Origin of the sequence: Thiohalorhabdus denitrificans, assembly GCF_001399755.1 — a bacterium.
GTDB classification, from domain to species: Bacteria; Pseudomonadota; Gammaproteobacteria; order Thiohalorhabdales; family Thiohalorhabdaceae; genus Thiohalorhabdus; species Thiohalorhabdus denitrificans.
The window spans coordinates 471,845-493,752 of sequence record NZ_LJCP01000010.1; the positions used below are offsets into that span (position 1 = coordinate 471,845).

A 21,908-nucleotide genomic window follows, 5' to 3' on the forward strand; every position below is an offset into this window, starting at 1 on the left:
GGGAGAACCGAACCAGCACGAGCCGTCCGCTTACTTGGCCGTCCGCTTCTCGGGGATGCGGGCCGCCTTGCCCTCGCGCTCGCGCAGGTAGTACAGCTTGGCCTGCCGGACGCGGCCGCGCCGCTGCACCTCGATCTTCTCGATGCGCGGGGAGTGCAGGGGAAAGACCCGCTCCACGGGCTCGCCGTAGGAGACCTTGCGGACGGTGATGGCGGAATGCAGGCCGCGTTTGCGGTAGGCCAGGACCACGCCCTCGAAGGCCTGCACCCGCTCCCGGTTCCCTTCCACCACGCGGGTGTGCACCCGCACGGTGTCCCCCGGACCGAAATCGGGGATATCGGTCTTCATCTGCTCGCGCTCAAGCTCTTGGATGATGTCGGACATGGTCCTTGCTCCCTATCTGGATTCGGGCCAAAACATTTCGGACAAGGGGAACCGGGCGCCTCACTCCACCCGGCCTGGAAGCTCCTCCAGGGCAGCGGGGTCGCCGCCGGTTTCCCGTATGTATTCGCTCAGCAGGGCCCGCTCCGGACCCGAGAGGCCGCGCTCCCGCAGGAGCTCCGGCCGGCGCTCCCAGGTCCGGGCCAGGGCCTGCTGCCGCCGCCACTGCCGGATGCGGCCATGGTCCCCCGACAGCAGCACTTCGGGAACCGCCCGGCCCTCGAAATCCTGCGGCCGGGTATAGTGCGGACAGTCCAGCAAACCCTCGACGAAGCTGTCCTCCGCCGCCGAGGCGGGCTCGCCCAGCACCTCCGGCTGCAGCCGGGAAACGGCGTCGATCACCACCAGCGCCGCCAGCTCGCCTCCGGAGAGCACGTAGTCGCCGATGGACAGCTCCCGATCCACCCGGCTCTCCAGGGCCCGCTCGTCGATACCCTCGTAGCGACCGCAGAGCAGGGTCAGCCCCGGAAGATCGGCCAGCTCGGCCACCTTCTGGTGGTCGAGGGTCTCCCCCTGCGGGGAGAGGTACACCACCGGCGCTTCCGCCGGCATCCGGGCCCGGGCGTGATCCACGGCCGCCGCCGTCACCTCCGGCCGCATGACCATGCCGGGGCCGCCTCCGAAGGGCCGGTCATCCACGGTCCGGTGCCGGTCCCGGGAGAAGTCCCGGATGTCGGTGAGCTCGAGCCCCAGATGCCCCTGCTCCACGGCCCGGCCCAGGACACCGTAGGACAGGACCGACTCGAACAGCCCCGGGAACAGGGTCAGTACATGGAAGCGCACCGCGACTCCGGAGGTTAGAAATCGGGGTCCCAGTCCACCCGGATGCGGCCCCGGGCCAAGTCCACCTCAGGGACCGCCTCCTCGGTGAATGGAATCAGGCGCTCCCGGTCGGGCCCCGCCACCACCAGCACGTCGTTGGCGCCGGTCTCGATGAGGCTGTCCACCTCGCCCAGCGGGACCCCGTCCACCGTCTCGACGCTCAGCCCGAGCAGATCGGCCCAGAGGTACTCCCCGGACGCGGCAGTGCCGCCCAGTTCCGCGCGGGGCACCTGGAGCAGGGTTCCCAGCAGCGATCGGGCGGCATCCCGTCCGTCCACGCCCTCGATGCGGGCCACCAGGCGCGGTCCCTTCTCCTCCCGGTCGTGGATCCGCCGCCGCTCCCGCCGCCCCTCCAAGAGGAGCCAGAGGTGGTCGAAGCGCAGCAGGTCGGCCGGACGGTCCAGGTAGGAGTAGAGCCGCACCCCGCCGTGCACGCCATAGAGGCCGTGGATCCGCCCCACCGTCACCCAGTCGCCGTCGGCGGCGGGATCCCGCGGGGAAGGCTCGGTCGGGACCATGAGCGTTCAGGCGGTGGTCAGGCCTTCCTTGCGCAGCAGGCCCTTCACGGAGCCGGAGACCTGGGCGCCGTTCTCCAGCCACGCCTTGGTCCGCTCCACGTCCAGCTTGTAGTCCTTGGACTTGGAGGTCGGATTGTAGTAGCCGAGGCGCTCGATGAAGTTGCCGTCACGCGCGCTGGCGTGCTCGGTAACGACGATCTGGTAGAACGGCTTCTTCTTGGCGCCCCCGCGGGCGAAACGGATAGTGACCATTGAGCTTCGACTCCTGAGGAACTGCTTCGGACCGTGTGAAAACGCGGAAATATACCGGATTTGGCCTAGAACGGAAAGCCTTGGTCGCCCCCGCCGCCGCCCATCTGGGCCATCATCTTCTTCATGCCGCCCTTCTTCTTCATCTGCTTCATGGCCTTCTGCATCTGGGCGAACTGCTTGAGCAGGCGGTTGACCTCCTGCACCGAGGTGCCGCTGCCGCTGGCGATGCGCCGCTTGCGGCTGGCCTTGATGGCGTCGGAGTGGCGGCGCTCCCAGGGGGTCATGGAGTTGATGATGGCCTCCATGCGGTTGATCTGGGTCTCGTCCATACCGGCCGCCCCGCCGGCGAGCTTCTCCCCGCCCGGCAGCTTATCCAAGATGCTGGTGAGGCCGCCCATGCGCTTGATCTGTTTGAGCTGGTCCTGGAAGTCGGCGAGGGTCATGCCCTTGCCCGACTTGAGCTGCTTCTCCAGCTTCTCGGCCTGGTCCTCGTCGGCGGTGCGCTGGGCCTCCTCCACCAGGGACAGGACGTCCCCCATACCGAGGATGCGGGAGGCCAGCCGGTCGGGGTGGAAGGGCTCTAGGGCCTCGGTCTTCTCGCCCACGCCGAGGAACTTGATGGGCTTGCCGGTGACGTGGCGGATGGACAGCGCGGCGCCGCCGCGGGCGTCGCCGTCGGTCTTGGTGAGCACCACGCCGGTGAGGTCGAGGGCGCCGTTGAAGGCCTCGGCGGTCTGCACGGCGTCCTGGCCGGTCATGGCGTCGGCCACCAGCAGGGTCTCGGCGGGATCCAGGGCCTGCTGCAGGCCCTGGATCTCCTGCATGAGGTCCTCGTCGATGTGCAGGCGGCCAGCGGTGTCGACGATGACCACATCGGCACTGCGGATGCGCGCCTGCTCCACCGCCCGCTCGGCGATGGCCTCGGGGTCCTCGGTGCTCTCGCTGGGAACGAAGGTGGCGCCCACCTCGCCGGCCAGGGTCTCCAGCTGGTCGATGGCGGCGGGCCGGTAGATGTCCGCGCTGGTGACCACCACCTCCTTTTTCTCCCGCTCGCGCAGGTAGCGGGCCAGCTTGGCCACGGTGGTGGTCTTGCCGGAGCCCTGCAAGCCGGCCATGAGCACCACGGCCGGCGGCCGCACCGCCAGGTTCAGGCTGTCGTTCTGGTCACCCAGGAGGTGCTCCAGCTCCTCCTTGACCACGCCCACCACCGCCTGTCCGGGGGTCAGGCTGTTCAGCACCTCCTGACCGACCGCGCGCTCGCGCACCCGCTCGATGAAGGCCTTGGCCACGGGCAGCGAGACGTCCGCCTCGAGCAGGGCGATGCGCACCTGCCGCAGGGCATCGGAGATGTTCTTCTCCGTCAGCTTGCCCTGGCCCTTGAGGTCCTTGAAGACGCCCTGCAGTCGGTCGGAAAGATTCTCGAACATAGTGTTGGCCGCTTCCGTATTTGAGTTCGCGCCGAAACCGTCGTATTTTACGGTGGATCTACTCAGGAACCAACGGATAGGATCCCCGGCCTGCCAGGGGCAGGGGTACCACACGATCTCGCGTTACCATATCCCATGAATCCAGCGGTCATCTTCTGGCTGCAGATCCTCGCCGCACTCGGCTACGCCGCCGCCACCGCCCAGGGGTGGACGGCCGTCCGCCAGCGCGGCCAGCACAGCCTCACCCCGGCCCTGTGGCTCGGTGCGGCGGGCTTGGTCCTCCACACCGTGGCCGTGGGCGGCCAGGTAGTCACCGGCGGCGGGGCCCTGAATCTCGGGCTCGCCTACGCCGTGTCGCTGTTCACCTGGCTGGCGGTCCTACAGTTCCTGCTCGCCGTACCGTTCCTGAAGATCGACCTCTTCGGTCTGGTCTTGTTCCCCCTGGCGGCGGTGGTCATGGTGGTGGAGATCCTCGCGCCCAACGGCCACGCCCTCCGGATCGACGTGAGCCAGCCCGCCCTGCTCGGCCACCTGACCCTGTCCCTGCTGGCCTACGGCACCCTGACCATCGCCGCCGTGCAAGCCGTCCTGCTCGGGGCCCAGGAACGCCAGCTCCGCCGTAAGCGTACGGGTCTGATGAGCCGCATCCTGCCGCCCCTGCAGCCCATGGAGCGCCTGCTCTTCCATCTGCTGCGGATCGGCTTCGGGCTCCTCACCCTGGTGGTGCTGACGGGAGTGATCTTCTCCGAGCAGATCTTCGACCGGCCCTTCACCTTCGACCACAAGACGGTGCTCAGTCTCATCGCCTGGGCGGTGTTCGCCCTCCTGCTGTGGGGCCACAGCCACTACGGCTGGCGGGGCCGTACCGCCGTCCGCTGGACGCTTTCCGGCTACGGCCTGCTCCTGCTCGCCTACTTCGGCGTCCGCTTCATCCTAGAGCTCAAGGCCTAGACCGAGAAGGCCCCCACCCCTCCAATGGACACCTCCCTAGGCACCCTATTCCTCCTGCTGGGCGTCCTGCTGGCCCTCTCGGGGTTCTTCTCCGGCTCCGAGACGGCCATGATGGCCCTCAACAAGTACCGCCTGCGTCACCGCGCGGAGCAGGGCCACCGGGGCGCCCGGATCGCCGTACGTTTGCTGGAGCGCCCCGACCGGCTCATCGGGGTGATCCTGCTCGGCAACAACTTCGTCAACATCGCGGCGGCGAGCGTCTCCTCCATCATCGCCATCCATCTGCTCGGCGAGGCGGGCCTGTTCCTCTCCACCGTGATCCTCACGGTGGTGGTCCTGATCTTCTCCGAGCTGGCCCCCAAGACCTTGGCGGCCACCTATCCGGAGCGTCTGGCCTTCGTGGCGGCGCCCGTACTCCGGCCCCTCCTCCTCGTTTTCTATCCGCTGGTGGTGGCCATCAACGCCATCGCTAACACTCTGCTCCGGGCCCTGCGGCTCACCCAGGGACCGGTGCGGACCAGCCTGAGCGAGGAGGAGCTGCGCACCGTCATCGTCGAGGAGAGCGCCCTGCTGTCCTCGCGCCGCCAGCGCATGCTGCTCAACGTCTTCGAGCTGTCGCGGGTCATCGTGGAGGACGTCATGGTCCCCCGCACCGAGATGGCCACCATCAACATCGACGCGGACTGGCAGGATATCCTCGCCCAGTTCCGGGCCTCGCCGCACACGCGCTTCCCCGTCTACCGGCGGGATCCGGACCACATCGTGGGGGTGATCCACGGCAAGGACCTGCTCCGGCTGAACGACATGGAGGGCGAGCCCTCCCGGGAGACCATCGCCGGCTTGGTGCGGGAGCCCTACTTCATCCCGGCCACCACGCCGCTCCAGGACCAACTGATCCAGTTCCAGCGGCGCCGCCAGCACTTGGGCCTGGTGGTGGACGAGTACGGGGACGTGGTGGGACTGGTCACCCTCGAGGACATCCTCGAGGAGATCGTCGGCGAGATCCAAGACGAGCACGACCTACCCATGCGCGGCATCCGCCCGCAAAAGGACGGCAGCCTGCTGGTGGACGCCCAGATCGAGGTCCGCTCCCTGAACCGGCAGCTCGGCTGGGACCTGCCCACCGACGGCCCCCGCACCCTGGCCGGGCTGGTCATCGAGAAGCTGGAGGCCATACCCAACGACAACACCAGTCTCAAGGTGGGCGGCCATCCCATGGAGGTGGTCAAGACCCGCCATCAGACGGTGACCGTGGTGCGGGTCTATCCGGACGACGTGGAGCGGGGCTGGGTGGACTAGGAGCGGTCAGTCCCCCGCCGCCCGGCGGCGGACCGCCTTCAGGTCCTCCCAGGCCTTGGCCTTGTCGGCAGGGTTCCGCAGCAGATAGGCCGGGTGGTAGGTCACCAGCACCGGGGTCTCGTGGAAGCGGTGCTCCTGTCCGCGCAGCCGGGCGAGCGGCTGCTGGGAGCCGAGCAGCTGCTGGGCCGCCACCCGGCCCAGGGCCACCAGGACGCGCGGCTGGACCAGCTCGATCTGCCGGCGCAGATAGCCCGCGCACTGGGCCACCTCCTCGGGCTTAGGGTCCCGGTTGTTGGGGGGACGGCACTTGAGGACGTTGGCAATGAAGACGCCGCCCTCCTTCCGATCCAGGCCCAAGGACGCCAGCATGGCGTCCAGCAGCTGGCCCGCGCGCCCCACGAAGGGCTCGCCCCGGCGGTCCTCCTCCCCGCCCGGGGCCTCCCCCACGAACATGACCCTGGCGTGGGGATCGCCCACGCCGAACACCGTCTGGGTGCGGCTCTCGTGGAGGGGGCAGGCCGTGCACCCCGCCACCTCCTCCCGCAGGGCCGCCAGGGCGCCCTCCCTTCCCTCCGGGGCCAGCGGCCCGTAATCGCCCCCTTCCTCCTCCAGGAGCGGGGGCTGGGACTCCATGGCCGGGGCGGTGGGATCGTCCGGGGCCGCCTCCCGGCTGCGACGCCGGTAAAGCGGGGTACCCAGGGCGCTCAGATAGATCCGCTGGCTGCGGGCGTCCAAGACATTTTCCTCGGTCCGAAGGGTTGACCCTGGCATCCTAACACAGGCAGAATATTGCCTTCTTCGGGCGGATAGCTCAGCGGGAGAGCACTGCCTTCACACGGCAGGGGTCGCTGGTTCGATCCCAGCTCCGCCCACCATACGAAGCCGCCTTTCGGCGCGATAGCCCCTACCCAATGCGGTAGGGGCTTTTTTTGGACATCACCGCACCCGACTAAAGCGCAACCCGCTGTTTCCCGGGACTTTCTGGCCAGAGGACAAAACCTCTGGCGTCAAATGCCGCATTCGTCGTATGGTTACCACGCCCCGGAGGGTCCCTCCACGGTACTCCGTCCGGGGTCCGCCACCGCCGGAGGGCCCTGCCCCCGGTGTGACGACGTCAAAACCCAAAAGGAGGGAGGTGGGAACCGTGAACCAAGAGACCCTGGAGGCCGTCAAGGCCCACCCCAAGTTTCAGGAGTTGGTGCGCAAGCGTTCCTCCCTGAGCTGGCTGCTCACCGCCGTGATGCTGGTGGCCTACTACGGCTTCATCCTGGTGCTGGCCTTCAATCCGGAATTCTTCCGGACCCACATCAGCGAGCACACCACCATCGGCTTCCCCATCGGCATCGCCATCATCCTGCTGGCCTTCGTGCTTACCGGGATCTACGTCCGCCGCTCCAACCGGGAGTTCGATCGCCTCACCGAAGAGATCCGCAAGGAGGTGGAATAACGTGGCCCGCACCCTGATCTACAGCCTGGCCCTCGCCGCCCTGCTGGCCGGGACGGCCGCCTTCGCCGCCGGCGGCGGGATGGAAGGCAGCGCCCGGGACAGCGTCAACGTCCCCGCGGTGACCATGTTCCTCATCTTCGTGATGGGCACCCTGGGCATCACCTACTGGGCCGCCAACCGCACCCGCACGGCCAAGGACTTTTACACCGCCGGCGGCGGGATCACCGGCCTGCAAAACGGCCTGGCCATCGCCGGTGACTACATGTCCGCGGCCTCCTTCCTGGGCATCACCGCCGCGGTGTACGCCAACGGCTACGACGGCCTCATCTACGCCATCGGCTTCCTGGTGGGCTGGCCCATCATCATGTTCCTCATGTCCGAGCGGCTGCGGAACCTAGGCAAGTACACCTTCGCCGACGTGGCCTCCTACCGCTTCCGCCAGACCCCCATGCGGGCCCTGGCCGCCTTCGGCTCCCTTTCGGTGGTGATCCTCTACCTCATCGCGCAGATGGTGGGGGCCGGATCGCTCATCGAGACCCTCTTCGGCCTGCGCTACGAGTGGGCGGTGGCCATCGTCGGCGCGCTGATGATCGCCTACGTTTCCTTTGGCGGTATGCTGGCCACCACCTGGGTGCAGGTTACCAAGGCGGTGCTGCTGCTGGCCGGGACCACCTTCATGGCCATCGCGGTGATGTACAAGGCGGGCTTCAGCTTCGACAAGCTGTTCGCCATGGCCGTGGAGAAGCACCCCGACGGCATCGAGATGATGTACTCGGGCGGCTTCGTTTCCGACCCGATCAGCGCCATCTCACTCGGCATCGCCCTGATGTTCGGCACCGCCGGGCTGCCGCACATCCTGATGCGCTTCTTCACCGTGCCGGACTCCCAGGAGGCGCGGAAGTCGGTGTTCTACGCCACCGGCTTCATCGGCTTCTTCTACATCCTGGCCTTCATCATCGGCGTGGGCGCCGTGGCCTTCGTCCTGGGCAACGGCTCCTACTTCGGGGCCGACGGGAACATGATCGGCGGCAGCAACATGCCCGCGGTGCACCTGTCCCACGCCCTGGGCGGTGACCTGTTCCTGGGCTTTATCTCCGCCGTGGCCTTCGCCACCATCCTGGCGGTGGTGTCCGGGCTGACCCTGGCCGGCGCCTCGGCCATCTCCCACGACATCTACGCCAACGTGGTGAACAAGGGGGCCAGCGAAGACAAGGAGATGCGGGTGTCCCGCATCGCCACAGCGGTCCTGGGGGTGGTCGCCATCCTGCTCGGCATCGCCTTCCAGAACCAGAACATCGCCTTCGTGGTGGCCCTGGCCTTCACCATCGCCGCTTCCGCCAACTTCCCGGTGCTGATCATGTCCATGTACTGGAAGGATATGACCACCCGGGGCGCGGTGATCGGCGGCTGGCTGGGGCTGGCCTCCGCCGTGGTGATGGTGTTCTTCGGCCCCACGGTGTGGAGCGAGATCATGGGCATGGGCGATCCCCTGGTGCCCTACAAGTTCCCGGCCCTGTTCACCGTAGCCATCGCCTTCGCCGGCATCTGGTTCTTCTCCATCACGGACAAGAGCGAGGCCAGCCAGCGCGAGCGGGAGGACTTCGAGGCCCAGTTCGTCCGGTCCCAGACCGGCATCGGCGCCGAGGGCGCGTCGGCGCACTAAGCGGCGCCCTCTCCCGCGACGTTCAAGGGCCGCCTCCGGGCGGCCCTTTTTTATGGGCCCTCCCACCGGTCTCCGCCACCCGCTCCCCGGCCGGGATTGTGGTCCGCCCCGCGAAACCGCATCATTTCCAGGGTCTAACCTCCTGTCACCCTTGCGGAGGCCCCTTTGGAGCCCACCCTACGTTTCCTGGCCGCCATCCCCCCCTTCGACCGCCTGCCGGGAGCGGCCCTCACTGAGACCGCGCGGGCCATGGACGTGGTCTACGCGGAGGCCGGACAGCGCCTCGCCGGCCCCGGGGATACCCCCGAGGGCCTGTGGGTCCTGCTCAAGGGCCGGGTGGAGGAGCTCCGGGAGGAGGAGGTGATCCGGGTCTTCGGGCCCGAGGAGCTGTTCGGGGCCCTGGCCCTCCTGCGGGGCGGCTACCGCTCCACCTTCCGGGTGGCCGAGGAGATGGTGGCCTACCTCCTTCCGGCCGACCGGTTCCGGGCCCTGTGCCGGGAGCATCCCGCCTTCCAGGCCCACTTCCACGACGACCTGGCCACCAAGCTGGACGGGCTCCTGGCGCGGGAGCGCCAGCAGGACCTGGCCTCGGTGATGCTCGCCCGCATCGACCAAGCCTATCTGCACCCGCCGGTCTGGGTGGCCCCCGAGGCCACTGCCCAGGAGGCGGGCCAGGCCATGGAGGCGGCGGGGGCCAACGCCGCCCTGGTGGGCAGCCCGGGGGATACGGCGGATCCGGGCCTGGTCACCGTCTCCAGCCTCTACCGCGCCGTGGTGGTGCGGGGCCGGCCCGCCACCACCCCGGTGGCGGACCTGGCGCGCCATGGCCTGGTGGCCCTGCCCCGCGACGCCAGCCTGTTCGACGCCATGCTGGCCATGACCCGGCACGGCATCAGCCGCGTGGCTGTGCGCGAGGAAGGCTGGAACGGTGGCGTCTGCGGCTTCCTGGAGCTGGGGTCGCTGATGAGCTACTACGCCAACCACTCCCACCTGGTGGTCACCGAGATCCGCCGCGCTCGCTCGGTGGAGGACCTGGCCCGGGCCGGCTGGCGTCTGGTGGACATGGTGGGGGCCCTGTCGGGGCGGGGCGTGAAGCCCCGCCACATCCAGCGCCTGGTAAGCGCGCTGGACCGCCAGCTCTTCGCCCGCCTGTTCGACCTGACCGTGCCGGATGAGTTAGCCCGGGACTGCTGCCTGGTGGTCCTGGGCAGCGGGGGGCGGGGGGAGCAGATGCTCAAGACCGATCAGGACAACCTCCTGGTCCTGCGCCCGGGGGCGGACCCGGAGGCCGTGCGGGGGGCCGCCGAGGCCCTGGGGAAGGGCTTCGAGCAATTGGGCTACCCGCCCTGCCCCGGCGGCTACATGGTCACCAACCCCCGCTGGAGACTCACCCCCGCGGATTTGGAGGAGCGCATCGCCGAAGCCGGACGGCACCCCGAGGGGCAGGCCCTCATGGACCTGGCCGTGCTCTTGGACGGGACGGCGGTGGCGGGGGACACCGAGCTCTGGGAGGAAGGGCGGACCGCGGGGCTGGGGCGGCTGACCGGACACCCCAGCCTGCTCTCGGCCTTCGCCCGGCCGGTCCTCGAGTTCGACACCCCCCTGGGGGCCTTCGCCCACCTGCGTACCGGCGCGGGGAGCGGCGGCGACGCCCTGGACGTGAAGAAGGGCGGCATCTTTCCCATCGTCCACGGCGCCCGCAGCCTGGCCCTGGAGGCCCGCCGGCAGGCCACCGGGACCGCCGAGCGGCTGCGGGGGGCGGCGGAGGACGGCGTCCTGGACGCGGCCTTCGCCGAGGAGCTCATCGAGGCCCTGGACTTCCTGAGCGGCCTGCGCCTGCGCGCCCTGCTGGCCGCCCACCGGGCGGGACGGGCCCCGGACGACCTGGTCCGGCCCGCGGAGCTGTCCCGGCTGGAGCGCGATCTGCTCAAGGACGCCTTCCAGGCGGTGAAGGCCTTCAAGCGGCTTGTGGCCCACCACTTCCACCTCAACCTGGTGACCTGATGCGCGCCGCCCTGCGCCGCATCCTGGGCCGCCTCCGCCTGCGCGATCCGGAGCTGGCCTACCTGTTCGACCCGCCGCCCGACGGCCGCGTGGTCTGCCTGGACACCGAAGCCACCGGCCTCGACCCCCGCAAGGACCAATTGCTGGCCGTCGCCGCCCTGCCGGTGGAGGGGGACCGGGTCCGTACCAGCGAGGCGCTGCACCTCACCGTGCGACCCGACCGCCCCCTGGACAAGGAGAACGTGCGCATCCACGGCCTGCGCAACCGGGACCTGGCCCAAGGGATGGACCCCGAGGCGGCGGTGGACCGCCTACTGCGCTTCATCGGCCCCCGCCCCCTGGTGGGCTACTACCTGACCTTCGACTGCGCCCTCATCGGCCGCATCGCCCGCCCCCGGCTGGGCGGCCCCCTGCCCAACCCCCGCATCGAGGTGTCCGGCCTCTACCACGACGCCAAGCAGGCCGCCATTCCCCGGGGCTTTGTGGACCTGCGCTTCGAGTCCATGCGCCGCGACCTGGGCATCCCGGACCTTGGCCGCCACGACGCCTTCAGCGACGCCCTCACCACCGCCCTCATGTACATCAAGCTCCGCCACCGGCCACGGCTGCATCGCGTCTGAGCCCGGGGCCTCCTCCGGCCCGCAAAAATCCCCGAGTGGAATAAGGGGTTGCACCGTTTTCCGGGAACGGTACCCTTACGGAACTTTTTCGCAGCCCGGAGGACCAAACATGCTTCGACGCGCTCTCCCGGCCGCCGTGGCGGCCACCCTGCCCCTCTCCGCCGCCGCGGACACGGAGGTGGACGTCTCGGGCTTCATCAAGCTCGACGCCATGGCCACCCAGTACAGCGCCGGCGCTCCGGGCAACGCCCTGATGGACGAGTTCTTCGTCCCCAGCCTGATCCCCACCGGCGCCGACGACGAGCAGGTCCGCTACAACAGCCACGCCCGGGAGAGCCGCATCCGCTTCACCACCGACACCGACCTGGACGGCCACCGGCTCGGCACCCACCTGGAGCTGGACTTCATGGTGACGGACGTCCCGGGCAGCGACGAGCGCATCAGCAACTCCAACTCCCCGCGCGTCCGGCACGCCTTCTTTACCTTCGACGACTTCCTGTTCGGCCAGACCTGGTCCACCTTCTACAACGTCTCCAGCCTGCCCGAGCTCAACGACTTCGTCGGTCCAGTGGGCACCCTCTTCAACCGCCAGCCGCAGGTGCGCTACAGCGCGGATACGAGCTACGGCACCTGGCATGTGGCGGTGGAAAACGCCGAGTCCAGCCTCAACGACAATGGCAATATCAATGTCACCGAGGCTGACCCCACCGCCCGGGGCTATAATCCGAACGCCCGTTTTGTAGCCAACGCCGGCGGCGCCCCGGACCTGGCCCTGCGCTACGACCTGCGCAGCGACGCCGGCTCCAACGTCTCCCTGGCCGTGCTGGGCCGCCAGCTCGCCTACGAGGACGCCGATGGCGACCTGGAAACCGCCTACGGCGGCGGCGTGAGCCTGGCCGGCCGGCTGAAGGTGGGCAGCCGCGACGACTTCCGCTTTATGGCCAACTACGGCCACCTGGGCCGCTACCTGGGCCTCAACGCCTTCGCCGGCGGCTTCGTCGAGGACGACGGCGACATCAACCCCACCCCGGTCCTGGGCGGACTGGCCGCCTACCGCCACTTCTGGACCGAGGGCCTGCGCTCCACCCTGTCCGTGTCCATGGCCGAGGCCGACGTGGAGGCGGCCGACGTGGGCGGCGGCGAGGCCGAGCGCTACGCCAGCGCCCACCTGAACCTCATGTACTCCCCCGTGGACGCCGCCACCTTCGGCATCGAGTACAGCCACGCCGAGCGGGTGAACATCGACGACAGCGACGGCACCATGCAGCGCCTCCAGTTCTCCGCCAAGTACGCCTTCTGAAGCGGAGCAGCGGCCACGCCCACAACCGCCCCCGGCCTTCCGGGGGCGGTTTGCGCTGAGGGACCGAACAGCTTGGGGCGGCCGGGAACCCCCGCAGTTGCGCCCCGCGCGTTCCGGGCCCTAGGGTGGGAATGATCAGGGATGACTAATATTCCGACACTTCCACTCCACCCGGAGGACACCATGCAGCGCGCACTGACCGTTCCCGCCCTGGCCCTCGCCGCCGCCCTGCCCCTGCACGCCCAGGCCGACGGCTGGAGCTTCCTGCCGGCCACCCAGGCCGGCTACCAGGCCGATGCCGCCCTGGCGGTCCTCGGCGGCCTCCAGGATCCGGATGTGGGCAACGTGGACAGCGACACGGCCTACGGCGTGGAGTTCTCCCTGAGCTGCCCGACCCTCACCCCGCCGCGCGGCGAGATCCGCCAGCAGATCAGCCTGACCCGCTTCGACAACGACGGCCTCGAGCTCACCAGCTTCGAGCTCAACCCCCACTATCTCGTGGACCTGGGCTCCAACCTATCTTTTGGCGTCGGACCGGGGCTGGGCTACGTGGCCGCCGACGCCGAGGGCGGCGACAGCGACGGGGTGTTCGCCCTCCAGGCGGGCGCCAGCCTCCACTACCACCGCGGCCCCCTGTTCCTGGGCGCGGAGGCCCGCTACCAGTGGACCCAGGAGGCCGACCTCGGCGCGGCGGAGACGGACGTGGACAACAGCCGCTTCCTCGCCAAGGCGGGGGTGCGCTTCTAGGCCGGAACGGCCCCGGGGCTGCCGGGGCGCGGGCGCCCGCTCAGAAGGCGGCCCCGGCCCGCAGGCCGACCACGGTGGTCTCGTTGGCGGGCTCGGACACCGGGTCCGGCAAACCTATGGTGTCGTAGTCGGAGCGGTCGAGGTCCCAGTACTCCGCGTACAGGCTCAGGTTCCAAGCCGGGCCGTCGGCATCCCGATAGGAAACGGTGACCTCACCATGCAGGCCCAGACCGTTGTTCAGGTCGTTGCGGGCATCCTCCACCCGGGGATCGGCGTCGCTAAGCTCGGAGACCACCATCCCCCCTAGCAGGTGGCGATACTCGGCGCGGGCCCGCCAGCCCCAGCCCGGCCCCCGCTGGGGACTGCCCAGACTCAGCCCCACCGGCAGGTAAAAGTAGGTGTGGGACCGGTCGTAGCCGCCGGGACCGTTGAGGGTCTGCCGCCAGTAGCGAACCCCCAGGCCCAAATAGGGTTCCAACGCCCCGGAGGGCCAGCCGTGGCGGATCCCGCCCCACAGCACCGCATCGTCCGTGTCCGTCTCCACCGGATCCCCACCCCAGGTCACGCCGTCGTAGTCGGTGCCGCCGGCCAGAACGCCCCCGCTCACCCGGATGGCCTTGCCCGTGTCGTAGCGGTCCCACCACTCCGCCCGGACCCCGAACAGCGGGCCGTGCTCCTCCATCTTGGGCTCTTCGTAGCGGAAATCGGCGGCCATGGCCTCCACCGTGACGACGTCCTCGGCGGCCGCCGGAGCGGTCCCCGCCAGTGCGGCGAGCAGCACGCCGAACCTTCCCCCCGCTTTCGGGTCTACCATGTTCCAGCTCCCCTTTGTGGACACGCCACCATCCTCCAGGGTCTGAACGAGGATGCAAGCGCCAACCGGGGACGACGAAGGGCCCGGGTTGGGGTACCCTGATCCTGGCCCAAAAGGGAGGGGACCGGGCAAGGTCGTCACGGGCCGACCGTGACGGCACGCAGCGGAGGGGACGCATGAGCGATTCCGGTTGGGAGGATACTCCGCCCGGGTCCGCCTTGGACGAGGCCCTGGGCCAGGAGGTGGCCCGGTTCCTCGAGCAGGGCGGCCTGCTGGTCGCCCTGGCGGACGCCGAGGGGGCCCTCCAGCACCTCAACCCGGCCCTGCACCGGCGGGTGGCCGCCCTGGATCCCCCGCCGGAGCATCTCGCCGACCTTTTCTGCCCCTGGTCCCGCGCGCGGATCCGGGAGGAATCCCTCCCGGCGGTCTTGGAGGAGGGGCTCTGGGAAGGGGGTGTCTCCATGCGCCAGCCGGACCGGGACCTAGTGGTCCGCCTCACACTGGTCACCCGGAGGGCCCCGACCGGGGACCGCTTGCTGGCCCTCATGGTGCCGCACTTCGGTACCACCGAGGCGGAGGCGGGTACCGCCGAGGACGGCCCGGACCTCTCTTCGCGGCTGGCGGTCCCCCTGTACCAGGAAACCCGCTTCCTGGATCCCGCGGCCATCGGCTACCTGGAAGCCCATGGCCCCTATACGCAGATCTTCCTGGACAGCGCCCGATTGATGACCAGCACCCCCCTGTCCAGCTTCCCCTCCGCGCTCCCGGACAGCTTCTTGCGCACCCACCGCAGCTACATCGTCAACATGGACCGGGTTCAGGCTCTGCTGCGCCGCGAAAACCGCCTCCTGCTGCGCCTGGACACCCCCGACGCACCCGCCATCCCCGTCAGCCGGCGCCGCGAGCCGCGCGTGCGGCGCGTGCTGGACACCGCTCATCGTGTGACACCTCCCACTCGTTAGGCCCCTGCCCCCGCTGGCAAACCAGGGCTTTTCCGGGAGCCCCATTTTTCCTAGGCTCCGCATCCGGTAAGGGGGGCCGAACGGAAACGCCACCCGATAGAAGGTCCCATGCCCTCTGCGGATCCCCAGCACGCCGAAGAACCCTCCCTCCCTGCCCGGTTCGAAACCGCCCAGGCCGGGGTAGAGCAGCCCTCCGGGGCGCACGGCGGGAAGCTACCGATCATCGCGGCGCTGGCCGCCCTTGCCCTGGCCGGCAACGCCCTGCACATCCCGCTGTTTTTCGGGGTGGACTACCTGTTCGGGTCCGTGGCGGCGCTGCTGGCCGCGGCCTGGGTCGGCCCCCTGGCCGGCGTCCTGGTCGCCGCTGTGGGCGGCCTGTACACCCTGGAGCTGTGGGGTCATCCCTGGGCCCTTCTGCTGTTCACCCTGGAGGCCGGTGCGGTGGGCGTGCTGCGCCGGCGTCTACCCAACCTGATCCTGGCGGATCTGGCCTTCTGGCTGGTGCTCGGCGTGCCCCTGATATTGGCCCTCTATTGGGGCGTGATGGGGATGTCGGTCCCCCAGGCCGGGCTCATCGCCCTCAAGCAGCCGGTCAACGCTCTGTTCAACGCCGCCCTGGCCAGTGGGACGGCCCTGCTGCTGGCCAGTCGGCGGTGGGCCCCGCCGCTGCGGGAGGTGCTGTTCACCATGCTCTTCGGGGGCATGCTGCTTCCGGGCGTGGCCCTGATCGCCTTCCAGGCGGCCCAGATCCGGGCCGAGCAGCATCGCCTCTACGAGCAGTTGCTGGCCACCGCCCTTACCGCGGTAACGGAGCGCCTGGGCCCGGTCGGGAACGAGGCCGCACTCGCCCCCGCGCTTCCGGAAACGATCGGCGCGATGGGAGCGGCCCTGGCCGGAGAGGACGGCACCTGGACCACCCGCTACAACACGCCTCCCTGGCTGGAGCAGGCCGAACATCGCCGGCTTAGACCCGGCCTCCTGGCGCTGTTGCCGCCGCCGGAAAGCGGGGCCCCGGCCATGGCCCGTTGGGAAGAAGCCTACTTCGCCGTGGAATCGCACCCCCAGGGCGAGCACGGAGAGCGCATCCTCCTCGTCCATCCCGCCCGCGCGGCGGTCCTGGGACTGGCCCAGGCAAACCTCCGGGGCCATGTTGCCCTGGCCCTTTTGGCCCTGACGGGGCTGCTTGTCGCCGCCGTCCTGGCGCGGCGCATCTCCGAGCCGTTCGCGGAGCTGCGCCGCGCCACCCGGAACCTGCCGGAGCGGCTCCGGGAAGGGGAACGACCCACCCTGCCTGCCGGCCCGGTCGCCGAGCTGGACGGTCTCAACCGCTCCTTCACAGCCATGGCCCGCTCCCTGGCCGCAAGCTTCCGGGAGCTGGAAACCGAGCGTCGCAATCTGGAGGAAAAGGTACGCCAGCGCACCGAGGAGCTGGAGCGCCTGGCCACCCACGACTACCTCACCGGCATCTCGAACCGGGCCAAGCTCTACGAGCAGCTCGAGGTGGCCTGCGAGGCCTTCCGCCGCTACGGAACGCCCTTCTCCGTGGTCATGTTCGACATCGACCACTTCAAGGCCGTCAACGACCGGTTCGGCCACCAGAGCGGCGACGCGGTCCTGCGGGAGCTTTCCCTCCGGGTGGGGGATTCGCTGCGCGAGGCGGATGCACTGGGGCGATGGGGCGGCGAGGAATTCCTGATCCTCGCCCGTCACACGGACGGATCCGGTGCCCGGCACCTGGCCGAACGGGTGCGGCAAGCGGTGGCGGGGGCGCCCTTCCCCGGCGTCGGGGCGGTGACCATCAGCCTCGGGGTGGCGGAGATACGCGCGGGTGAGTCCCTGGATCACCTGCTGGAGCGGGCCGACCACGCCCTGTACGCCGCCAAGGAAAAGGGGCGCAATCGGGTTGTGCTCTGTGGAGGGGTGCCGAGCGCGCCCTGATCGGCCTCGAAGCCCGGCCGGCCCCGGACTCCGTCCGGCGCCCGCTACCGGGAGAGGTTCAGGATTCCCTCCCACCGCTCCGGCGGCAGCGCGGCCCCGTAGAGAAAGCCCTGCGCCTGCTGAACGCCCGTTTCCCGCAGGAATCTAGCCTGCGCGCAAGTCTCCACCCCTTCCGCCACCACCTCCAGGCCCAGCTCCCGGGCCAGGGTGGCAACGGATTGGGTGATGGCCACATCCTGGCTGTCATCCGGCAAGCTCTGCACGAAGGAGCGATCCATCTTCAACCGATCCACCGGGAGGACCTTGAGATAGGCGAGGGAGGAGTAGCCGGTCCCGAAATCGTCGATAGCCACTTGGATCCCCTGCTCCCGGAACCGGCTCAGCACGCGGGAGGCCCGATCGGGGTCCCGCAGGAACACCTCCTCAGTGACCTCCAGCTCCAGGGCTTCGGGAGGCAGGTCCGCCTCGGCGAGGCTCTCCCTTAGCTCCTCCTCCAGACCCTCCCCCTCCAGCTGGACCGGGGACAGATTCACTGCCACCCGCTGAAGACCTTCGCTGCGCCATCGGGAGGCGTGCACGCAGGCAGCGCGAAGCACCTCCCGCCCAAGGGGATGGATCATGCCGGTCCGCTCGGCGACGGGGATGAAATGCCCCGGGGAAACCCAGCCCCACTCCGGATGGCGCCAGCGCACCAGGGCCTCGGCACCCACCACGTCCCCCGTGGAAAGCTTTACCTGGGGCTGGAAATGCACCGCCAGGGTCCTTTCATCCAGGGACCGGCGCAGCTCCGCTTCCACCCGTACCCGCCGGGAGGCGGCCCGGGTCATGTCGGGGGAATAAAAACGGTACCCGCCCCGTCCCTTCTTCTTTGCCTCGTGCAGGGCGGCCTCGGCGTTCTGGAGCAGGACCTCGGCGGAGCGGCCATGATCGGGAAAGACGCTGATCCCCGCGGTGGCACGGGTCGCCACGGTGTGGTCCCCCACGGCGAAGGGCTCGGCGAAGCTTTCCAGGAAACGCCGGGCCGCCGCGGCCCCCTCCTGGACGGACTCCACGCCCACGGCCAGGCAGGCGAGCTCGTCACCATGCAGCCGGGCCAGCTTCTCGTGCGGGGCGCTGCGGTGATACAGGCGGGCGGCGACCCGCTGCAGGAGCCAATCGCCGGCGGCGTGACCGAAGCTGTCGTTGATGTCCTTGAAACGGTCCAGGTTGAGGAGGATCAGCGCCACCTTCCCCTCCCCCCCGCTCCGACCGCCCAGGGTCCGCTCGGCCTGCTCAATCAGGTGGGTCCGATTGGGAAGCCCGGTCAGCTCGTCGTAATAGGCCCGAGCCACAAGGGCCTCCTCGGCCTCCTTGCGGTCGCGGATGTCGCGGAAGGAGACCACGGCCCCGGCTACTCGCCCTTCCTCCCGCACCGGGGCAGCGTAGAGCTCCACCAGAAAGGCCGTGCCATCCTTCCGGAAGAAGAATTCCTCGGACCGACGGCGAGGCTTCCCGTCGGCGAGGACGGCCCGGATCGAGAAGTCCTCACCGGATCGGGAACCGCGGTCATTGGAAGACAAAAGGCGGCTGTCCCGGCCCTCCAGCTCCTCCGGGGCGTAGCCGAGCATCTCCGCCCCGGCGGGGTTGATGAAGGTGAAGGACCCTTCTTCATCCACCCCGAAGATTCCCTCGCCGATGCTCTCAAGTAGCTGGCGGGTGTGGGTATGGAGACGCTCCAGCTCCCGGGTGCGCGCCGTGACCTGCCGCTCCAACCGTTGGTGGCTACGCTGGATGGCCTCCCGATCCCGTTTCTGGTCGGTGAAATCCCGACCGACGCCCCGTAGCCCCGTGACCTCGCCGTGCCGATCCCGGGTAGGGGTCGCCGCCAGGAGCAGATGGCGCACCGCGCCTGCGGCGGTCCATGCAGCGACCTCGCACTCCCTCCCGGAGCGGCCCTCCGGCCCTCTCTCCAGCAGCTGCTCCAGCGCCCCGCGGCTGTCCGGGGTAAGGAGCGCCCGGAAGTCCTCGCCCCGTAGCCGGTTGGCGTCCGTGCCCAGCACCCGCCCCAGATTCCCCGTGACATAGGTGAGGCGGAAGCCCCTGTCGGTTTCCCAGACGAACTCCCCAGTGGCCTCCACCACCTCGATGAACCGGTTCAGCTCCTCGCGGAGCCGGGGACGGACCGCCGGGAGCCGGGACCCCAGGGAAGGTTCGCTGTTATCCAGAAGGCGTTGCAGCGCCGCGTCCAGGGTTTCGGGGGAGGCGGCAATGTCCAGCAGGACATAGGGACCGTCGGCGGTCTGGCCGAGCTCCGCGACCCGGGTCCGACAGTTGGCGGCAAAGGCCCGGGAGAAGAGCCCGGAGAGCTTTCCGCCGAGGAAGGGGACCGCGTTCTGGCGGTTTTCCGGCCAGAACAGGGAAAGCTCCCAGGGGCGGTCCACCCGCACCCGGGCGCACGCCCCCTCCCGATCCATCTCCTCCATCCAAAACACCCCCCAACCCGCACCCGAGGCCGCGCGCCCCCAGTTGGCGAACCCCTCGGCGAGATCCTCACCGCGGTCAGCCATCAGGTGGTGGAAGTCCTCGTGGGCGCCCTTGCTCGCCTCGTTCGCCACCAGCAGGGCGAATAGGTCCTCGCCCAGGGCCTCGCGAAGGGGCTTCAGGAAGGACAGCAGGGAGGGATGCTTCCACAGGAGGACCGCATCGAGACCATGGAAAGTGAGCCGGCCTCCCCCGGCGTTCCATTCGATGGGGACCTGGCTTGCCAGGCTCTCTTGCTCCAATTCGGGCGAGTCTCCCGTGTCCGGCCCCGAATCCTGACAGGGGACAAAGAAAATTATTCATAGAAACAATAGGTAGCACAGGGGGCGGGAAATATCCAGCCGGCGAAGGTGGGCAAAGGTCCTGGCGGGCAGCGGAATGTCCGTTCCGCACAGCGGTTCCGGCGCACGCCCACCGGGTGCCACGCCGGGGAGGCGACCGGTCACCCGCCCAGATCCGGCAGGTCCTCCAGAGCCTGGAGGCGTTGGGCCACGGTTTCCTCCAGACCCTGCAGTCCGGCGAGGGCCTCCTCGGCCCCCTGGAGCGCGGGCCGGGCCCGCTTCTCCAGGAGGTTTTGCACCTCGCCCTCCAGCTGCGCCAGACGGTCCTCGACCATCCTTTCCACTTTCTGACCGATAACCTCCTGCAGGGAGGATTCCAGGGCCACACGCGGCGATTGCGGGGTGCCGGTGATTCGGCCGGACAGGGTGAACTCCCTCACATTCGCCAGGGCCTCGGCGAGGGCGCCGGCCAGCTCCCCTTCCCCGGCGGCGGCCAACCGGGCATCGGCGAAGTCGCCTTGCAGGCGGATATCCATCTCCTCGCCGCGCAGGATCGCCCGCCCTTCCAGGTCGGCCCGGCCCTCCTCCAGGAGCACCTCCAGCGGACCGTCGCCTCCGAAGCGCCAGCCCGCCGCGTCGGCCCCGGTGATCCCCAGGTCCAGCCGGTCCTCCGGGCTTTCGGGACGGCGGTGGTCCAGCTCCGCCTCCAGCCGCACCCGGGCCTCCTCCCCCGCCCGGCGTCCTCGGATGTCCGCGGTGATGGGCTCGGGCCACAGCGAAGGCTGGAAGCTCAGGTCGGCCACCAGGCCCTCCACGCCCAGGCCACCCTCCAGCGGCTCCTCCGGCGTGGACAGGCGGATGGTGCGGACCACCGTCTCGGGCTCGGCAGGCTCCTCGGGGAAGCGGATGTCCAGGCCCAGGGCGCGCAGGGGCTTGCTGGCCGTCACCTCCCCCTCGCCGCCGATCCGCTCCCGCAGCGGCTCCAGGTAGGGGCGCAGGGTGGCGTACCAGTACCAGCCCGACCCCACCCATCGGCCCACCCGCTCGCCGAACAGGAGGGAGGCCACGTTCCCCAGTCCCTCGGGAGTCGCCTCGTACTTCTCCACCAGCCGTCGGGCATCGCGCCCGGGGGCCTCCTTGAGGCGGGCGAGGCGCTCGCGGGAACCGCTCACCTCGCCCTCCAGGTCCGCCTGCACCGCCTCGACCCGCTTCAGGTCGGCGCGGATGTCCTTCCGCAGGCGGGCCGCCTCCTGACCGCCCTTCACCAGCCCGGCGAGTCCGCCGTCGGTGTCCTTGAGGGCGTCCACCCGCTTCTCATAGGCCCTGATGGCCTCCCGGTCCGGCAGGTCCCGGACGCGCTCCTCAAGGTCCTCCCGGGCCCGGCGGATGTCCCGCTCCAGCCGCTCCGCCTCCTCCACCGTCTGGAGATCGGCCTCGGCCAGCACCTCCTCGGCGTCGGGGAGCCGGAGCTCCCCCAGACCCTGAGAATCCCCAACCCCGCTCAACTCCTGTTCGGGCTCCGGTGCGGGGGCGTCTTTCAGGGCCCCGCTGCGCTTCCGGGGGGTCTGGACGGCGGCCCCCTCCACCGCCACCTCGTTGATGCGGGTCCGGCCGAGGACCAGGGAGGACAGGTCCATGTCGAACGCCACCCGCTCGGCCTGAAAGGCGTTCCGCATGGGGTCCCGGGGGTTGGTTACCTGGAGCCCGTGCAGCCGCACGCGGGCCGGGAACAGGTCCAGCTCGGCCCCGCGCAGCTCCACCCGGGCACCGACCGCGCGGCTCCCGGCGGACTCCACCGCCCGCTCCAGCCAATAATCGGCGAACAGCCACCAGACCCCACCCGCGAGGACCACTAGGCCCAGGAAGACCCCCAAACCCCACCAGCGCACGAACCGGCCCATG

At 69.7% G+C, this 21,908-nt stretch carries 19 protein-coding genes and 1 tRNA gene; 11 read left to right on the plus strand and 9 right to left on the minus strand.

The window, feature by feature from the left end:
* Nucleotides 1–30 precede the first annotated feature (30 nt).
* From rplS to ffh, 5 genes are all read right to left on the minus strand, one after another.
* A complete protein-coding gene (gene rplS / locus AN478_RS08830) occupies nt 31–384 on the minus strand; it encodes a 50S ribosomal protein L19 (RefSeq protein ID WP_054966244.1) in 354 nt (117 codons plus the stop codon).
* A gap of 60 nt (nt 385–444) precedes the next feature.
* The gene (gene trmD / locus AN478_RS08835) at nt 445–1,224 is read right to left on the minus strand and encodes a tRNA (guanosine(37)-N1)-methyltransferase TrmD (protein ID WP_054966245.1); all 780 of its coding nucleotides are present in this window, start codon (nt 1,222–1,224) and stop codon (nt 445–447) included.
* 14 nt (nt 1,225–1,238) lie between these two features.
* A complete protein-coding gene (gene rimM, locus AN478_RS08840) occupies nt 1,239–1,781 on the minus strand; it encodes a ribosome maturation factor RimM (RefSeq protein ID WP_054966246.1) in 543 nt (180 codons plus the stop codon).
* A 6-nt stretch (nt 1,782–1,787) separates the two neighbouring features.
* Nucleotides 1,788–2,033 (minus strand): 30S ribosomal protein S16, encoded by a 246-nt coding sequence (rpsP, locus tag AN478_RS08845; protein ID WP_054966247.1) that lies wholly within the window; start codon nt 2,031–2,033, stop codon nt 1,788–1,790.
* Nucleotides 2,034–2,098: 65 nt separating this feature from the next.
* A complete protein-coding gene (ffh, locus tag AN478_RS08850) occupies nt 2,099–3,460 on the minus strand; it encodes a signal recognition particle protein (protein ID WP_054966248.1) in 1,362 nt (453 codons plus the stop codon).
* A 135-nt stretch (nt 3,461–3,595) separates the two neighbouring features.
* Between ffh and AN478_RS08855 the strand changes: the two genes are divergently transcribed.
* Nucleotides 3,596–4,411 (plus strand): cytochrome C assembly family protein, encoded by an 816-nt coding sequence (locus AN478_RS08855; protein ID WP_054966249.1) that lies wholly within the window; start codon nt 3,596–3,598, stop codon nt 4,409–4,411.
* Between the two features lie 24 nt (nt 4,412–4,435).
* The gene (locus AN478_RS08860; protein ID WP_054966250.1) at nt 4,436–5,710 is read left to right on the plus strand and encodes an HlyC/CorC family transporter; all 1,275 of its coding nucleotides are present in this window, start codon (nt 4,436–4,438) and stop codon (nt 5,708–5,710) included.
* A gap of 6 nt (nt 5,711–5,716) precedes the next feature.
* Here the strand turns inward: AN478_RS08860 and AN478_RS08865 are convergent, their stop codons facing one another.
* The gene (locus AN478_RS08865) at nt 5,717–6,481 is read right to left on the minus strand and encodes a uracil-DNA glycosylase (RefSeq protein ID WP_054966251.1); all 765 of its coding nucleotides are present in this window, start codon (nt 6,479–6,481) and stop codon (nt 5,717–5,719) included.
* A gap of 29 nt (nt 6,482–6,510) precedes the next feature.
* Between AN478_RS08865 and AN478_RS08870 the strand changes: the two genes are divergently transcribed.
* The 7 genes from AN478_RS08870 to AN478_RS08900 all read left to right on the plus strand — a co-directional run bounded on the left by AN478_RS08870 (nt 6,511) and on the right by AN478_RS08900 (nt 13,491).
* Nucleotides 6,511–6,585: transfer RNA gene (locus AN478_RS08870), tRNA-Val, on the plus strand.
* A gap of 269 nt (nt 6,586–6,854) precedes the next feature.
* A complete protein-coding gene (locus tag AN478_RS08875; RefSeq protein WP_054966382.1) occupies nt 6,855–7,157 on the plus strand; it encodes a DUF485 domain-containing protein in 303 nt (100 codons plus the stop codon).
* Nucleotide 7,158: 1 nt separating this feature from the next.
* Entirely contained in the window at nt 7,159–8,820 is a 1,662-nt protein-coding gene (locus AN478_RS08880) for a cation acetate symporter (RefSeq protein ID WP_082432980.1), read from the plus strand.
* A gap of 165 nt (nt 8,821–8,985) precedes the next feature.
* Nucleotides 8,986–10,824, plus strand: a complete 1,839-nt coding sequence (locus AN478_RS08885) for a putative nucleotidyltransferase substrate binding domain-containing protein (protein WP_054966252.1) — start codon at nt 8,986–8,988, stop codon at nt 10,822–10,824.
* Nucleotides 10,824–11,444, plus strand: a complete 621-nt coding sequence (locus AN478_RS08890; protein ID WP_054966253.1) for a 3'-5' exonuclease — start codon at nt 10,824–10,826, stop codon at nt 11,442–11,444. Before AN478_RS08885 ends, AN478_RS08890 begins: the two co-directional genes overlap by 1 nt.
* Nucleotides 11,445–11,553: 109 nt before the next feature.
* The gene (locus tag AN478_RS08895; protein ID WP_054966254.1) at nt 11,554–12,744 is read left to right on the plus strand and encodes a DcaP family trimeric outer membrane transporter; all 1,191 of its coding nucleotides are present in this window, start codon (nt 11,554–11,556) and stop codon (nt 12,742–12,744) included.
* 183 nt (nt 12,745–12,927) lie between these two features.
* Nucleotides 12,928–13,491 (plus strand): outer membrane beta-barrel protein, encoded by a 564-nt coding sequence (locus AN478_RS08900; RefSeq protein ID WP_054966255.1) that lies wholly within the window; start codon nt 12,928–12,930, stop codon nt 13,489–13,491.
* A 40-nt stretch (nt 13,492–13,531) separates the two neighbouring features.
* Here AN478_RS08900 and AN478_RS08905 read toward each other — a convergent pair whose 3' ends face one another.
* Nucleotides 13,532–14,305, minus strand: a complete 774-nt coding sequence (locus AN478_RS08905; RefSeq protein ID WP_143004045.1) for a hypothetical protein — start codon at nt 14,303–14,305, stop codon at nt 13,532–13,534.
* 176 nt (nt 14,306–14,481) lie between these two features.
* Here AN478_RS08905 and AN478_RS08910 point away from each other — a divergent pair, with 176 nt between their 5' ends.
* Both AN478_RS08910 and AN478_RS08915 read left to right on the plus strand, forming a co-directional pair.
* A complete protein-coding gene (locus AN478_RS08910; protein WP_054966257.1) occupies nt 14,482–15,267 on the plus strand; it encodes a LytR/AlgR family response regulator transcription factor in 786 nt (261 codons plus the stop codon).
* A gap of 108 nt (nt 15,268–15,375) precedes the next feature.
* Nucleotides 15,376–17,205 carry a GGDEF domain-containing protein gene (locus AN478_RS08915; RefSeq protein ID WP_054966258.1) on the plus strand — a complete coding sequence of 610 codons (1,830 nt, stop codon included), beginning with the start codon at nt 15,376–15,378 and terminating at the stop codon, nt 17,203–17,205.
* A 44-nt stretch (nt 17,206–17,249) separates the two neighbouring features.
* Here the strand turns inward: AN478_RS08915 and AN478_RS08920 are convergent, their stop codons facing one another.
* Both AN478_RS08920 and AN478_RS08925 read right to left on the minus strand, forming a co-directional pair.
* Entirely contained in the window at nt 17,250–19,967 is a 2,718-nt protein-coding gene (locus tag AN478_RS08920; RefSeq protein WP_054966259.1) for a putative bifunctional diguanylate cyclase/phosphodiesterase, read from the minus strand.
* A gap of 200 nt (nt 19,968–20,167) precedes the next feature.
* Entirely contained in the window at nt 20,168–21,907 is a 1,740-nt protein-coding gene (locus tag AN478_RS08925; protein WP_054966260.1) for a TIGR03545 family protein, read from the minus strand.
* Nucleotide 21,908 lies beyond the last annotated feature (1 nt).